Origin of the sequence: Caulobacter sp. UNC279MFTsu5.1 (genome assembly GCF_900114015.1) — a bacterium.
GTDB lineage: Bacteria > Pseudomonadota > Alphaproteobacteria > Caulobacterales > Caulobacteraceae > Caulobacter.
Genome location: NZ_FORN01000017.1, coordinates 1 through 14,412, shown reverse-complemented (window position 1 = coordinate 14,412; position 14,412 = coordinate 1). Strand labels below are relative to the sequence as shown.

At 69.3% G+C, this 14,412-nt stretch carries 17 protein-coding genes; 12 read left to right on the top strand and 5 right to left on the bottom strand.

The genetic code is table 11. The features are described from left to right. Positions 1–16: 16 nt before the first annotated feature. The gene (locus tag BM066_RS11530) at positions 17–586 is read right to left on the bottom strand and encodes a lytic transglycosylase domain-containing protein (RefSeq protein WP_218150906.1); all 570 of its coding nucleotides are present in this window, start codon (positions 584–586) and stop codon (positions 17–19) included. A gap of 394 nt (positions 587–980) precedes the next feature. Here BM066_RS11530 and sctU point away from each other — a divergent pair, with 394 nt between their 5' ends. The 5 genes from sctU (at position 981) to BM066_RS11505 (ending at position 4,708) form a co-directional block, all read left to right on the top strand. Further along, positions 981–2,141 carry a type III secretion system export apparatus subunit SctU gene (gene sctU, locus BM066_RS11525; RefSeq protein WP_089927901.1) on the top strand — a complete coding sequence of 387 codons (1,161 nt, stop codon included), beginning with the start codon at positions 981–983 and terminating at the stop codon, positions 2,139–2,141. Between the two features lie 22 nt (positions 2,142–2,163). Beyond that, positions 2,164–2,544: a flagellar biosynthetic protein FliO gene (gene fliO, locus BM066_RS26430; RefSeq protein ID WP_089927897.1), complete on the top strand. Its 381-nt coding sequence runs from the start codon at positions 2,164–2,166 to the stop codon at positions 2,542–2,544. A gap of 96 nt (positions 2,545–2,640) precedes the next feature. Beyond that, on the top strand, positions 2,641–3,279 hold the full coding sequence (locus tag BM066_RS11515; protein ID WP_089927893.1) for a hypothetical protein: 639 nt from the start codon (positions 2,641–2,643) through the stop codon (positions 3,277–3,279). Positions 3,280–3,379: 100 nt separating this feature from the next. Next, a complete protein-coding gene (locus tag BM066_RS11510) occupies positions 3,380–4,138 on the top strand; it encodes a DUF6683 family protein (RefSeq protein ID WP_143093716.1) in 759 nt (252 codons plus the stop codon). A gap of 75 nt (positions 4,139–4,213) precedes the next feature. Next, positions 4,214–4,708 (top strand): hypothetical protein, encoded by a 495-nt coding sequence (locus BM066_RS11505; RefSeq protein WP_089927887.1) that lies wholly within the window; start codon positions 4,214–4,216, stop codon positions 4,706–4,708. On the opposite strand, the gene BM066_RS11500 is transcribed toward BM066_RS11505, so the two are convergent. From BM066_RS11500 to BM066_RS11485, 4 genes are all read right to left on the bottom strand, one after another. After that, entirely contained in the window at positions 4,705–5,232 is a 528-nt protein-coding gene (locus tag BM066_RS11500) for a hypothetical protein (protein WP_089927884.1), read from the bottom strand. The two genes, BM066_RS11505 and BM066_RS11500, sit on opposite strands and share 4 nt — an antisense overlap. Continuing rightward, positions 5,229–5,729, bottom strand: a complete 501-nt coding sequence (locus tag BM066_RS11495; protein ID WP_089927881.1) for a hypothetical protein — start codon at positions 5,727–5,729, stop codon at positions 5,229–5,231. Before BM066_RS11495 ends, BM066_RS11500 begins: the two co-directional genes overlap by 4 nt. Positions 5,730–5,772: 43 nt before the next feature. Next, on the bottom strand, positions 5,773–6,858 hold the full coding sequence (locus tag BM066_RS11490; RefSeq protein WP_089927878.1) for a LysM peptidoglycan-binding domain-containing protein: 1,086 nt from the start codon (positions 6,856–6,858) through the stop codon (positions 5,773–5,775). Positions 6,859–7,178: 320 nt separating this feature from the next. Then, positions 7,179–7,784 (bottom strand): TetR/AcrR family transcriptional regulator, encoded by a 606-nt coding sequence (locus BM066_RS11485; protein WP_089927875.1) that lies wholly within the window; start codon positions 7,782–7,784, stop codon positions 7,179–7,181. 101 nt (positions 7,785–7,885) lie between these two features. On the opposite strand from BM066_RS11485, the gene BM066_RS11480 reads away from it, so the two are divergent. The 7 genes from BM066_RS11480 to BM066_RS11450 form a co-directional block, all read left to right on the top strand. Next, positions 7,886–8,905 carry a saccharopine dehydrogenase family protein gene (locus BM066_RS11480; protein ID WP_089927871.1) on the top strand — a complete coding sequence of 340 codons (1,020 nt, stop codon included), beginning with the start codon at positions 7,886–7,888 and terminating at the stop codon, positions 8,903–8,905. 117 nt (positions 8,906–9,022) lie between these two features. Continuing rightward, positions 9,023–9,424 (top strand): helix-turn-helix domain-containing protein, encoded by a 402-nt coding sequence (locus BM066_RS11475; RefSeq protein WP_089927866.1) that lies wholly within the window; start codon positions 9,023–9,025, stop codon positions 9,422–9,424. Positions 9,425–9,638: 214 nt separating this feature from the next. Further along, entirely contained in the window at positions 9,639–10,004 is a 366-nt protein-coding gene (locus BM066_RS11470; RefSeq protein WP_089927863.1) for an STAS domain-containing protein, read from the top strand. Then, the gene (locus tag BM066_RS11465) at positions 10,001–10,366 is read left to right on the top strand and encodes a response regulator (RefSeq protein WP_089927860.1); all 366 of its coding nucleotides are present in this window, start codon (positions 10,001–10,003) and stop codon (positions 10,364–10,366) included. Before BM066_RS11470 ends, BM066_RS11465 begins: the two co-directional genes overlap by 4 nt. Further along, complete coding sequence (locus BM066_RS11460) at positions 10,363–12,330, top strand: chemotaxis protein CheA (RefSeq protein WP_089927858.1); 1,968 nt, start codon at positions 10,363–10,365, stop codon at positions 12,328–12,330. The genes BM066_RS11465 and BM066_RS11460 overlap by 4 nt, the downstream gene beginning before the upstream one ends. 14 nt (positions 12,331–12,344) lie before the next feature. Continuing rightward, positions 12,345–12,845: a chemotaxis protein CheW gene (locus tag BM066_RS11455; RefSeq protein WP_255367559.1), complete on the top strand. Its 501-nt coding sequence runs from the start codon at positions 12,345–12,347 to the stop codon at positions 12,843–12,845. A 17-nt stretch (positions 12,846–12,862) separates the two neighbouring features. Further along, a partial coding sequence (locus BM066_RS11450) for a methyl-accepting chemotaxis protein (RefSeq protein WP_089927852.1) occupies positions 12,863–14,412 on the top strand: 1,550 nt, incomplete at its 3' end.

Sequence of the window (14,412 nt, the reverse complement as noted above, 5' to 3'; positions counted from 1 at the left end):
GTCCCTTTCGTCCCGCCTACTGGGCGCCGCGCGCCGAGACGAAGGTGCGGTACTGGCCCATGACGCTGGTCACGTAGCCCTGGGTCTCGCGATAGGGCGGGGTCTTCAGGCCGTACTTGATCACCGCGCCCTCGCCGGCGTTGTAGGCCGCCAGCACCAGTTCCAGATTGTTGCCGAAGCGGCGCTGCAGGGTCTTCAGATAGGCCGCGCCGGTGCGGATGTTGACCATCGGATCGCTGAGCTCGACCAGCGGTTCGCGGACCCCGAACCGCCGGGCGGTGGCGGGCATGATCTGCATCAGGCCGCGCGCGCCCTTGGGCGAAACGGCGGCGGCGTCGCCCCGGGACTCCACGTGCATGACGGCGCGCAGCAGGTCGGGGTCGATGTCGTAGTCGCGGGCCGCCGCGGCGGTCTGGGCGGCGTAGAGCGCGGTTCCGGCCAGCCCCCGGGACGCGACGACGATCGGCGTCCCGGTGATCCGCCCCGCAGAGATCACGGCGGTGGCCGTGACGGGCGCGTCATAGAGCCTGAGCTGCTCGGATGCCGCCGTTGGTTGAGTTTCAGCCCTGCAATCGGCCAGCGCCAAGGAAAACTTCTCGTTGAGCGCTTGGGGCGAGCTGAATTTCAGTCCGTCTTCCGTCTCGCATTCATAAGCAAGTGCTTGGCTCGATATGGTCAATATTAAGCAGGCAATAGTCGGCGCTACGCAGAACTTGCGCATACGTCAGTCCCTTCGTGTAGCGCCCCATTTGTTTTCCCGACGATTTAAAGGTTAACTTTAGCCTAACTAACCTGTCAACTGCGCAATCGTGACAATTTTTAAGCGCGGTATACTGATATAATGGCGAGATAATCCAAGCTTAAGCTTGTAGTGATCTATGGTTCAGCTTGTCATCTTTCCGCCCCATTTGAGTACGAACCGCTACTTTTCGTAGATTGATCAACGATCAAGGACTCTCGTTCTTTCAAGGGCGCACGCTATGGCTGAAAAGAACGACGGGGGCGACAAGACCGAGAAACCGACGCCCAAGCGCCTGTCGGACGCCCGCAAGAAAGGCGACGTTCCCAAGAGCAAGGACGTCACCTCGACGGCGGTGCTGGCGGGCTGGCTGCTGCTGGGGCTGATGACGGCGGGGGTCGCGCTCGACCGTCTGGGCGGCCTGTTCGACGAGATCTTCGCCGTCATGGACCGACCGTTCGCCGAGGCCTGGCCGATCGCCGGAGCCGCCGCGGGAAAGGCGTTCGTGTCCATCACCGCGATGCTGCTGCTGCCGATCGCGATCTTCGGCATGCTGGCCGAGTTCGCCCAGGTCGGGCCGGTCTTCACGCTCGAGAAGATGAGCCCGAAGATGTCGCACATGAACCCCGGCGAGGGGCTCAAGCGGATGTTCAACACCGACAACCTGTTCGAGGTGGTCAAGTCGCTGGCCAAGACCCTGCTGCTGGCGGTCCTGACCTGGATCGTGGCGGCGGCGGCCTTCGACAAGCTGATGGCCGTGCCGACCGGCGAGGCCGACGGCGCCCTGGCGGCCTATGGCGGGCTGACGTTCCAGCTGCTGGCCGGCACGGTGGGGGTGTTCCTGTTCGCGTCGATGCTGGACCTCGCCTACCAGAGGTTCTCGTTCACCAAGAAGATGCGGATGAGCCGGCGCGACATCCGCCAGGAGATGAAGGATTCCGAGGGCGACCCCCATGTGAAGGCCCATCGCCGCCAGCTGCACCAGGAATGGGCCCAGCAGAACGCCGTGCAGGCGGCGCGGGACGCCTCGGTGCTGGTGGTCAATCCCACCCACATCGCCTGCGCCCTGGCCTACGACCCGGCCGAGCACGCCGTGCCGGTGCTGCTGGGCAAGGGCGAGGGGCTGATCGCCCAGGCCATGCGCGAGGCGGCCGAGGCCGGCGGCGTGCCGATCATCCGCAATGTCGAGCTGGCCCGGGCGCTGCGGGACAAGGTCGCCGTCGACGACATCATCCCGCAGGACCTGTTCGCCGCCGTCGCCGAGGTCATCCTCTGGGCCCGGCGGTTGCGCGACGAGGCGGCGGCTGAACCTTCGCGGGGCGACGATCGTTCCGGCTCAGGCGGCGCCGATTCCGGCCCGACCTTCCCCCAGCCGCCGGAGGGCGGTTTCCGTCTGGACTGACCACCTTACCTTGGGAGCCTCCGTGGACCTCGCCAACGCGCTGCTCGAACTGCTGACCGTCGCCTTCGCCCTGGCCATCGTTCTGGGCCTGGCGTTCTTCTCCCTCAAGCTGCTCAAGCGGTTCCAGGCCGGCGCGCCCAGCGACGACCAGATCCGCTACCTGCGCGCCTTGCCGGTGGGGCAGCGCGAGCGCCTGACCCTGGTGGCCTATCGCGACGAGGTGTTCCTGCTGGGGGTCACGGCCGGCCAGATCACCGTCCTGGACCGCCGTGTCCGCACGGCCGAGGAGCTGGCGGCCGAGGCCGCCGCCGCCGAGCAGGCCAAGAACCGCGCGGCCCGGCCCTCCCTGGCCATGCGCCGGCTCATAGGGAAAACCCTAGCTAGGGAACGCCCCGACTTCTGACGAACGGCGCGGAATGGTTGTCTCGTCTGGCCAGGTCACGGCGATGAGCGCCAGGCAGACCCAAGGCGCCAGGTTTCACATCGCGGAGTCCCAATCATGTCCGGTATCTTCAGCGGCGGCGGTCTCAACGTCGGCAGCCTGTTCAGCACCGTCGCCCTCGCGGCCCTGACGGGCGGCACCTCGCTGGCTTTCCAGTCGATCTTCCAGCAGATCATCAGCTCGGTCGCCAGTCAGGTGATCCAGCAGGTCGGCCAGCAGCTGGGCCTGCCGCAAGGCGTCATCGACCTGGCCCAGGGCGTCTTCCAGGCCGCCAGCGGCAATCCGGGCGGCGTGGCCCAGAGCCTGGCGGAATCCGTGCAGAACGCCGGCGACGCCTTCAACCTCAGCCCGCAGCAGCAGGGCGACCTGCAGCGCACGGCCGAGGACGTGGCGCAAAGCTGGACCCGGTCGATCCTCGATCAGGTCCGCGACGGCGGCGAGGCCAAGTCGACCAAGGGCGACAGCTTCCTGGTCGCCCTGGCCAAGGCCCTCGGCAAGGTCATGGACAACAAGATGGGTCAGATGAAGGCCAAGACCGACCAGTTGGGCGGCCTGGACTCCAAGGACTCCAAGTACGGCCAGCTGACCGCCGAGATCCAGGCCCTGGGCCAGGAAATGAACATGGTCAGCCAGGCGCTGAACAACTCGATCAAGTCCATCGGCGAAGCCGGTTCGGCCCTGGCGCGCAAGGGTTAAGCTCGAGCTTCACTGTACAGAAAGGCAGGCGGTCCTTGGACCGCCTGTCGTTTTGTTGTCAACATTGCACGTCAGGGTTGGAAAAACTGGAGTGAGCCGGATGAAACGCTGTCTTGTCCCCGTGCTGAGCGCCGCTGTTCTGACGGTCGGTCTTCCCGCCGCGGCTCAGGATTTCCCCAGCATCGGCAGTCAGTACATCGACTTCGGCTCGTCGATGATGGCGGTCGGCCAGATGAACAACGTGCTGGGAAACACCGTGCGGAGTGGAGGAAGCAGCCCGCGCCGCAGCGGCGCCGGCGCCAGCGCGGGACTTTCGGCCTCGCGTCAGGCGGTGTCCGTCAACACCCGCTATCGCGCCTCGCCCGCCGTCACGGCCCGGGTCAAGGGCCAGTTCGCCGACTTCGTGGCCAAGGCCGACCCGGCCAACGGGCCTCGCCTGCGCCAGGCTGTCCAGCAGAACGACCTGCTGGGCGCGTGGGAGAAGCACGTGTCGACCGACGGCCTGCGGCGCGGCGACGTCGCCGACGCCATAGCCGCCTATTGGGTGCAGAACTGGCAGATCGCCAACAATGTGCCGTTCACCGACCGCACCCAGGTGCAGGCGGTCCGGGGCCAGGTCTATCGGGCCCTGGGGGCCAACCCGCAGTTCGCCGGCCTCGACGACGCCGGCAAGCAGGAGATGGCCGAGGTGTTCATGCTCAACTTCGTGGCCCAGGGTTCGGCGTTTTCCGACGCCACGGCCAAGGGCGACAAGGGCCTGAGCAACCGGTTGTCCGACGCGGCGGTCGCCCGCTTCCGCAGCGAGATGAACGTCGACCTGCGCCAGTTGAAGCTGACCCCGGCCGGCTTCGTGCGCTGAGGCGCCGGCGCTGGGGAAAACCCCAGTAGCCGCGCCGAGCCGTTCGGCGCACGCTCGGACCAGGAGGCCACCGCCATGATCGTGCAAGACCTGTCCGGCCCAGGCCGCGCCGCCGCTCCGGTTCGCGGCGGCCGTCTCGATGACGCCGTCGATCGTTTCCGGCAAAGCGGCCGACTGGATCGCGCGGCCTTCGCCGAGGCCGGCCCCGCCGAGACCGCCGCCGCGCTGCGGACCCTGCCGCCCGCCCAGCGCGGCGCGCTCGAGGGCGCGCTGCTGGCCGAAGGCCTGGGCGGCGTGCTGGACGGCGTCGGCGGCGTGGTCGACGACGCCGTGGGCGTGGTCGAGGACACGGCCGACACCGTCGCCGATCCCGCGATCGAGACCCGCTCGGAGCGGACCAACGGCGACTTCCAGGCGGCCGTCCATGACCAGTGGTGGACGCAAATGCGCGGCCAGGCCCAGATGGACGTCACCCTGGCCTTCCACGACAAGCTGGATCGGCCCGCCACGGGGCTGGCGAACTTGACCCGCACCGACGCGACCGCGCCGGCGACGGAGTCCAAGGTTTAGGGAACTCGCCAGGCCGCGCCGCGCAGGTCCTGGGTCGCGCCGTCGATGATCCGCACGAATTGCTCCACCGCGTCGGTCCTGGCCCCGCCGGGGGCGGGCTCGCGTTGCAGGCCCGTGGCGATGGCCCGCATCAGCGGCTCGACCAGGGCCGCCGGCGTCATGTGCGGCTTGTCTGTCGCTTGAGCCCGCAGCTCGCGGGCGAAGTCGGCCAGCACCCGCTCGATCCGGCCGGCGTCGATCGGCGAGGTGGCCGACAGCCGGCCGGCGACGGTCTGGCCGCTTTGGGCCGCCAGGGCGCGCAAGTCGCCGCCCACCTGGGCCATGCCGTTCTGGCCGTGCTCGGCCCAGGTCTGGGCCAGGGCGCCGCCTCGGTCGCCGCCGCGCAGGGGATCGACCAGGGCCGCGCCGGTGATGGTGGCCATCGCCTCCAGCGCCAGCCGCGCCACCCCGGCCCGCGCGGCGGTGGTCGACGGCGAGGAGGTCGAGAACTCGGCGTTGGTGATGCGTTCGACCGGACGGATCATGAGGGCGTTGCTCCGGCGCGGGCGTAGCGGCCGGTCACGTCGGCCCCGACGCCGCAACCCTGGAAGTCGGTGCTGACGATCGCGCCTTGCGGGGTGAGGTCGACCTTCACGCCGGCGGGGCGGGCGGCCAGGTCCTGGGCGCTGACCGACAGGTTGGTTCCCTCGAACGGCACGACCCTGGCGTCGATCGTCCGGCCGTTGAGCGGGCCTTCGGCCTCGATCTCGCAATCGGCCGCCGCGCCGGCCCCGTCGGTCGGGCTGGAGCCGCCCTTGAGGCTGACGCGCCACCCGGCGCCGGCCGGGGCGAGGATCAGGGTCGCGCGGCGCTCGCCCTGCATCGCGTAGGTCCCGGCCGGCGAGACCTTGGCTTCGGGCGCCTGTTCGGTAGCGGATCCGGCGGCGGCATCAGGCGGGGGGGAAGCGACCGCCGCCGCCGGGCGCTCGCAACCGGCCAGGGCCAGCGCAAGGGCGAACAGGGGAAGAAGGCGAGGGGGCATGGCGCCAGAACGCGGCGCGGCCCCAGGGGTTCTCATGCGGCGCTCATCGGTCGAGCATGGCCAGGGCGTCGCGCCGCTCGTCGCCGAACCGGGCGGCGACCGAGGCCTGGACCTGGGCCGAGGCGCTGGTGAAATAGGCCAGGGCGCCGCTGGCGTCGCGCTTGCCGCGCTCGTCGTAGATCGCGTTGATCAGGGCCCGGTCATAGGCCTGGCCGTCGGTCGGCTCGACCCCCTGGGCCTCGACCCTGGCCATCGCCCTGACGATCGCGTTGGTTTCCGGGCCGTGCTGCACCGAGGTCGACCAGGCCACGTCCTTCAGGGCCGCCGAGCGGGTCGAGAGGTCCAGCCCCGTGGCCGCCTGCACGTGCGCGACCTGCACGTCGTAGTGGGTGCGCTGGATGTAGGCGTGCTGGGCGGCCTCGAACCTTTCGGGCTCGCGCGCCGCTATCGCCTTCCAGGCGGCCGTGAAGCTGGCCGAGCCGGGGCTGGCGCCGCCGAACTCCGCCGCCCAGGCGCGGCCCTCGTTGGCCAGGAACTGCTGCGGACGCCCCAGGTTTCCGGCCAGCTGATAAGTGCCGTACGACACCCCGCCCGGATCGCCGGCCCCCGACGACACCGTGCCGGGACCCCGGCCGCCGGTCTCGTACCGCTCGGACAGGGCGCCCAGCTGGTCCGTCGTCGAAGACGTGACGCCCGTGGTCTGGATCTGGGTCTGGGCCGATGCCGTGGTCGCCGTCTCCGTCCGGACGGACGCCGTCCCGCCCCCGGGGATGAGCAACGCCTGACCCACATGGATCAGGTTCGGATTGGCCAGGTGGTTGACCTGGGCCAGCGTTCGCCACGAGACGCCGAATGTCTCGCCGATCTTCGACAGGTTGTCGCCCTCGACCACCCGATAAGTGCGCGGCTCGCCGCCCGCGGTTGGCAGGGTGACGGCCTGTCCCGGCCGGATCAGGTTGGGATTGACGATCTGCGGGTTGGCCCGGATCAGGGCGTCCAGCGACACGCCGTGCTCGGCGGCGATGCCCGACAGGGTCTCGCCCGGCTTGACCAGGTGTTCGTCGGGCGGCGAGCCGGATCGCCCGCCGCCGGCCACGGAGGCCTGGGTGTTCAGGGACACGCTGGTCATCGGAACGCTCCTCGCACGGACAACTGCCCCGAACGCTACGCCCCGCGACCGCCCCGCATAACTAGGGAAGACCCTAGTGAGGCGCTCGGCCTCCTCGCTTTCAGCCTCCGAGAATCCCAGCGGCCCGTGGTGATCCAGGGAGGCGACATGCCCATCGAGAGCGGATCAACGGCGGCGGTCGGCGAGAAGCGCCCGCGCTAGCCGCTCCGGCAGTTGAAAACCTCGTCCTTCGACAAACTCAGGATGAGGTTTTCGACCGGCAAGGCCTGAGCAATGGTCCTCATCCTGAGCTTGTCGAAGGACGAGGACCCCGCACCGCGCTAGCCCGCCGCCTCGATCAGGGCCTTGGCCGCCTGCTGCAGAAGATCCTTGGCTTCGGCCGCCGACAGGATCGGCGAACTGACGAAGGCGCCGTTGATCAGCACCGCCAGCTGCCCGGCCAGGGTCTCGCGACGGGCGACGCCCAGCCGCTGGGCGATGTCGAGCAGGCGGCGCCGCAGTTCCAGCTTGTGGGCGGTGGCGACCTGTCGGGCCGGGTGGTCGGCCTGGGGAAACTCGGCGGCGACGTTCAGTTGCGGACAGCCGCGATAGTTCGGCCGCCCGACCCGTTCGCCGATCCAGTCCATGTGGGCCTGGAGCTCGCCCGCCGGGTCGTCGCGATGCGCTTGCGCGACCTCGTCCCAGGTGCGCCAGAAATCCTCGTCCTCGCGCTTGAGGAAGGCGGCGATCAGGTCGTCCTTGGTGCGGAAGTGACGATAGAGGCTGGTCTTGGCCACGCCCGCCGCCGCGACCACCAGGTCGACCCCGACCGCGCGCACGCCCTCCCGATAGAACAACCCCGAGGCCGTTTCGAGAATCCGCTCGCGAACGTCCGTCGCGTCGCCGGGCTTGCCGGTGGGCGTCGAACGCCCGGATTCCTGCTGCATGTCGACACCTCCAGGCGCCGTTCTTAGCACGTCGCGGCTTGACACGCTACAGACCTGTTTGTAGCTGTTGAAAACAGACAGGTCTGTAGCGAGGAAATGCAATGACGGGTTTCGAGGGTTCCAGGCGCCGCGTCGCCGTGTTCGGCGCGGCGGGTCACACCGGGCGGTTCGTGGTCGAGGAACTGCGGCGGCGCGGCCTGGCGCCGGTGGCGGTGGGGCGAAGGGCCGAGGCGTTGCAGGCCGCCTTTCCGGCCGGCGTGGAGATCCGGACGGCGACGGTCGAGGACGCCGCCGGCCTGGACCGCGCGTTCGAAGGCGCGGCGGCGGTGATCAACTGCGCGGGACCGTTCCTGGACACCGCCGACGCCGTGGTCTCGGCCGCGCTGAGGGCGGGGGCTCACTATATCGACGTCTCGGCCGAGCAGCCCAGCGCCCAGGCGGTGTTTGACCGGTTCGACGGACCGGCGCGGGCGGCCGGCCTGGTCGTCCTGCCTGCGATGGGCTTCTACGGCGGGCTCTCGGACCTGCTGGTCACGGCGGCCATGGGCGACTGGACCGAGGCCGACGACATCCGGATCGGCATCGGGCTGGACCGCTGGTGGCCGACCGAGGGCACGCGCGTCACGGGGGCGCGCAACACCGCGCCGCGCCAGGTGATCGCCGCGGGACGGCTGGCGCCCCTGGCCCATCCCGCGCCGCGCCTGGCCTGGACCTTCCCGGCCCCGTTCGGGGCGCAGGAGATGGTCGAGGTTCCGTTCTCCGAGGTCGTGGTCATCGCCCGGCACCTGAAGACCGCCAGCCTGGACACCTTCCTCAGCGAGACGGCCCTGAAGGACGTCCGCGACGCCGCGACCCCGCCGCCGGAGGCCGCCGACGACAGCGGGCTGTCGGCCCAACGGTTCGTCGTCGAGACGATCGTGCGCCGCGCGGGCCGGACTCGGCGGGCGGTCGCGACGGGTCGAGACATCTACGGCTTCACCGCGCCGCTGGTCTGCGAGGCCGTCCAACGCCTGTTGGCTGGCGACGTCCGGGTCGCCGGCGCCCTGGCGCCGGGGCAGGTTTTCGACGCCGGCGACCTCCTGCGGTCGCTGCCCTTCGAAGCCCTGGCGGTCGACCTCTAGACGACGCTCGCCTGCGACGATCCGCCTGCAACCAAGCCGCAACCGTGGCTTTATACTAACGACGGTGGCGCTTGTACGGAGGCCTTGGCGCCAGGAGTTTTAGGGAAGGTGAAGACCATGCCAGTCACGTCCGTTTCCGAGCCGCATCATGTGGACAAGCACGTCGGCGCCCTGATCCGAGCCAAGCGCAAGGCCCTGGGCATGTCGCAGAGCGAACTGGCCGAGGCCCTGGGCATCACCTTCCAGCAGATCCAGAAGTACGAGCGCGGCGCCAACCGCGTCAGCTCTTCCAAGCTCTACGAGATCGCTCAGAAGCTGAACACGCCGCTGGCGAACTTCTTCGAAGGGCTGGACCATCCCGAGATCACCGGCGAGACGCCCGCGGGCGGCCTGATCGACTTTCTCGGGGAAAGCGGTTCGCAGGATCTGGTCGTCGCCTTCAAGGCGATGACGCCCAATCTGCGCCGGCGGCTGGTCGCCTTGGCCAAGGCCATGGCCAACACCGACGACGAGGCCTAGGTGCGGCCGACGCCGCCCTGGAGCGCGGCGTCGAGGCCCTCTTGAAGGCGGCGGGGCCTCTTGCCCCGCCTGCCGGATAATCTTCGTCGCCCCCGCGTCCATCGTCACGCGATCTGAATTTGGTGCGCACGTTTCGCGACAGTTTGACGCTCCCCCTGAGGTTGTCCGGTTTACCCTAATTTAAGGGCGGCATCGGAAGTTATGGTAAGTTGTGATGCCAGATAACGCTGGTATCTGCACGCGGCGGGGGCCGACGTTATTGCCAAGTCCAGGTCAAAACGCGATTTCGTTCGCCGGCGAGGTGACGATCTCGAGCATAGGTGAGGCGCGGGACGAACTTGGTGCGGCTCTGCACCTGGATGGACCGGTCGTCGTCGATATTGAGTCGGTGGAAGAGACCGACCTGACCTTCGTCCAACTGATCGAATCCGCGCGCCGCAAGGCCGCCGAGACGGGGCGTGACTTCCGGTTGCGCCATCCGGCGGGCGGCGCGGTTCTGGAAGTGCTGCGGCGCGGCGGCTTCCTCGACGACGAAACTTCCGAGCGCGCCAAGTTCTGGCTTCAAGGGACCGCCCAATGACCTCGATCCTCACGGTGGACGATTCCGCCAGCATCCGGCAGGCGATCAAGATCGCCCTGAGCGGCGAAGGCTATGCCGTCACCGAGGCGGTGAACGGCCAGGACGGGCTGGACAAGGGCAGCGCCGGCGGCTTCGACCTGATCGTCACCGACCTGAACATGCCGGTCATGGACGGCCTGGCGATGATCCGCGCGCTGCGCCAGCGCCCGGCCGGGGCCGGCGTGCCGATCCTGTTCCTGACCACCGAATCCGACGCCGAGATCAAGGCCCAGGCCAAGGCGGCCGGGGCGACCGGCTGGCTGACCAAGCCCTTCGACCCAGAGCAGCTGGTCCGGGTGGTCAAGAAGGTCCTGGCCAAGTGACCGGCCTCGATCCCATCGAGACGTTCCGCCAGGAAGCCCAGGACCTGCTGGAGGAGATCGAGCAGGGCCTGCTCGACCTGGCCCATCGTCCCGGGGATCGAGATCTGGTCGACGCGGTGTTCCGCGGCCTCCACACCCTGAAGGGCTCCGGGGCGATGTTCGGCTTCGACGCCCTGGCCGCCTTCACCCACCATTGCGAAACCGCCTTCGACCGGGTCCGCAAGGGCGAGGTCGCCGCCACGCCCGAGCTGGTGGGGGCGGTGCTGGCCGCCCAGGACCACATGCGGGCCCTGGCCGAGGGCCGTCCCGCTTCGGACGAAGCCGGCGAGGCCCTGCTGGCCGATTTGCGCCGCGTGGTCGAGGCCGCCGGCCGCTCGACCGCCGCCGCGCCGCCCGCGGAACCTGGCCTGAACCGCTGGCGGGTCCGTTTCAGCCTGCCGGCCGACGCCCTGGTCAACGGGACCCGGCCGCTGCCCCTGCTGGACGAGCTGCGCGAGCTGGGCGAGTGCACGGTGGCCGCGGTCACCGACGCGGTGCCCGACTTCGACGTCCTGGTTCCCGCCGAATGCCACCTGGCCTGGGACGTGACCCTGGTCACCAAGCACGACCGCGACGCGATCGAGGACGTCTTCATCTTCGTGATCGACGACATGACCCTGGACATCCAGGACATGAACGCCGCCGTCGAGGCCGAGGCCGTCGCCGAAGCAGTCGAGACCGCCGACGCGCCTCAGGCCGTCGCGGCCCCGGTCGAAGCCGCCGTCGGCGAAGGCCGCGGCGCCAAGGCCGGCGGCGACACCGTTCGCGTGCCGGCCGAGCGGCTGGACGAGATGATGGACCGGGTGGGCGAACTGGTCATCGCCCAGTCCCGCCTCAAGCAGCTGGCCGCCTCCAGCAGCGACATCGCCCTGCGCGCGGTCGCCGAGGAGATCGAACGCCTGGCCTCGGAGATGCGCGACACCATGATGGTCGTGCGCATGGTGCCGATCGCCCAGCTGTTCGGCCGCTTCCGCCGCCTGATCCACGACCTGGCCCGCGACACCGGCAAGGCCATCGAACTGTCGACCGAGGGCGAGGCGACCGAGCTGGACAAGACGGTCATCGAACGCCTGGCCGATCCGCTGATCCACCTGATCCGCAACGCCGCCGACCATGGCCTGGAGACCCCCGAGCAACGCCTGGCCGCCGGCAAGCCCGAAACGGGGCAGGTGGTGCTGGCCGCCCGCCAGTCCGGCGCCGAGGTGGTGATCACCATCACCGACGACGGCCGCGGAGTCGACCGCGCCCGGGTCCGCGCCAAGGCCGAGGAGAACGGTCTGATCACGCCCGGCCAGGTGCTGAGCGACAACGAGCTGCTGCAATTGATCTTCGCCCCGGGCTTTTCGACCGCGGCGGCGATCACCAACCTGTCGGGTCGCGGCGTCGGCATGGACGTGGTCAAGCGCACCATCGAAGGCCTGCGCGGTTCGATCGAGCTGACCAGCACGCCGGGACAGGGCTCGGTCGTCTCGCTGCGCATCCCTCTGACCCTGGCGATCATCGACGGCCTGCTGGTGCGGGTCGGGACCAGCCGCTACGTCATCCCGCTGGCCTCGGTCGAGGAGTGCGTGGAGCTGTCGGTCGAGCAGGACGTCCGGTCCACTGGCCGCAGCCTGATCACCCTGCGCGATCAGCTGGTGCCTTTCATCCGCCTGCGCCAGATGTTCGCCACCGGCCTGGAGCCGGATCCCCACCAGAAGATCGTCGTGGTCTCCACCGGCCAGGAGCGGGTGGGGCTGGTCGTCGACCAGATCCTCGGCGACCACCAGACCGTCATCAAGGCGCTGTCGGCCTTCCACGCCGAGGTCGGCGCCTTCTCTGGCGCGACCATCCTGGGCGACGGCGGCGTCGCCCTGATCCTCGACATGGCCCATCTCGTGGCCGCTGGCCAACGCCAGGACGCGCAGCTGCGCCCCGCCAGCTGATGAAGGGCCCGGACATGACCGCCGAACTTCCGACCGACGCGATCGAAGCCCTGACCTTCGACCTGCGCGGCGAGACCTTCGCCCTCGAGGCCGGCCTGGTCCGCGAGGTGTTGGACCTGCTGCCGGAGACCGGCGTGCCGGGCGCGCCGCCCTTCGTCAGCGCCGTGATCAATTTCCGCGGCAGGGTGATCCCGCTGGTCGACCTGCGCGTGGCCTTCGACATGGACGCCGCCGAGCCCACGATCGACAGCCGCATCGTGGTCATCGAGCACCAGCTCGACGGCGAGCCCGCCCTGATCGGCCTGCGGGCCGACAAGGTCCACGAGGTCACCACGATCGACCGGGCCGTCACGGAGGAGGTTCCGCGCGTCGGCCTGCGCTGGCGGTCGGACTTCATCCGCCTGCTGGCGCGACGGGACGGCGACGTGATCGTCATCCCCGACCTCGAGCAGATCTTCGCCGCCCGCGGCCGATCCGGCGCGTCGGTGATCAGTCTCCACCCAATTCAGTCCTGAACGAACGGGGTCCTCCAGTGCGTTTCACCATCAAAGCCAAACTGATCGCGGCGTTCGGACTGCTGATTGTCCTGATGACCGGCGCGGCCCTGCTCGGGATCAGTGAGCTGAACAAGCTGAACACCGCCCAGAGCGCCATGATCGCCGGGCCGATGTCCCAGCTGCAGCGCGCCCAGTCGCTGAGCATCAGCCTCCTGCAGATCAGCCGCGCCCAGAAGAACATGGCGCTGGCCGACGACGACGAGGAGCTGGAAGGCCAGAACGCCAAGGCCGACAAGCAGCGGCAGGTCTTCCAGGAGCTGGTGGCCGGCGGGGTGGCCGCCGCGACCAATCCCGAGACCAAGGCCAAGTGGACCGCCCTTCAGACCGATTGGGAGACTTACGCCGCGTCGGACACGACGATGCGCCGGGAGATGCTGGCCCACCAGCGCGCCAATGCGATCCGCCAGATGCAGACCTCGCAACGGGCGATCACCAACCGCATCACCGACCAGGTCGATGACCTGGTGGTGGCGAACCAGGGTCTTCTGAAGACGACCGAGGAAGCGGCCGACAAGGCCTATGTCGCCGCCCGCAACCTGTTGATCGGCCTGGTGATCGTCTCGCTGCTGATCGCCGTCGCCTCGGCGGCCTGGATCGCCCTGTCGATCGGCCGGGGACTGGGCAAGATCGCCGCCCTGGCCGACGCCGTGGCGCTGGGCGACCTGGACCAGAAGGTCGACGTGACCACCAACGACGAGATCAAGGACCTGGTCGAGACGGTCAACCGGATGACCGAGAACCTGCGGGCCACCGCCGCCGTCGCCGACAAGGTGGCCGACGGAGACCTGACGGTCGAGACCAAGCCGCTGTCGGACAAGGACACCCTGGGCATCGCCCTGCAGCGGATGGTCGAGCGCCTGCGCGGCGTGGTCGCCGACGCGGTGTCGGCCTCGGAGAACGTCTCGGCGGGCAGCCAGGAGCTGTCGGCGGCCTCCGAGCAGGTGTCTCAGGGCGCGACCGAGCAGGCCTCGTCGGCCGAGGAAGCTTCGGCCTCGATGGAGGAGATGGCCGCCAACATCAAGCAGAACGCCGACAACGCCGCCCAGACCGAAAAGATCGCCCGCCAGTCGGCCCAGGACGCCGAGGTGTCGGGCGAGGCCGTCAACCGCGCCGTCGAGGCGATGCGCACCATCGCCGAGAAGATCGCCATCGTGCAGGAGATCGCCCGCCAGACCGACCTTCTGGCGCTGAACGCGGCGGTGGAAGCCGCTCGGGCCGGCGAGCACGGCCGCGGCTTCGCGGTGGTGGCCTCGGAAGTGCGCAAGCTGGCCGAGCGTTCGCAGACCGCCGCCACCGAGATCGGCGCGGTGTCTTCGGATACGGTCAAGGCCGCCCAGTCGGCCGGCGAGATGCTGACCACCCTGGTGCCCAACATCCGCAAGACCGCCGAACTGGTCGCCGAGATCAGCGCCGCCTGCCGCGAGCAGGACATCGGCGCCAGCCAGATCAACGAGGCCATCCAGCAGCTGGACAAGGTCACCCAGCAGAACGCCAGCGCGTCCGAGCAGATGTCGGCCACCTCCGA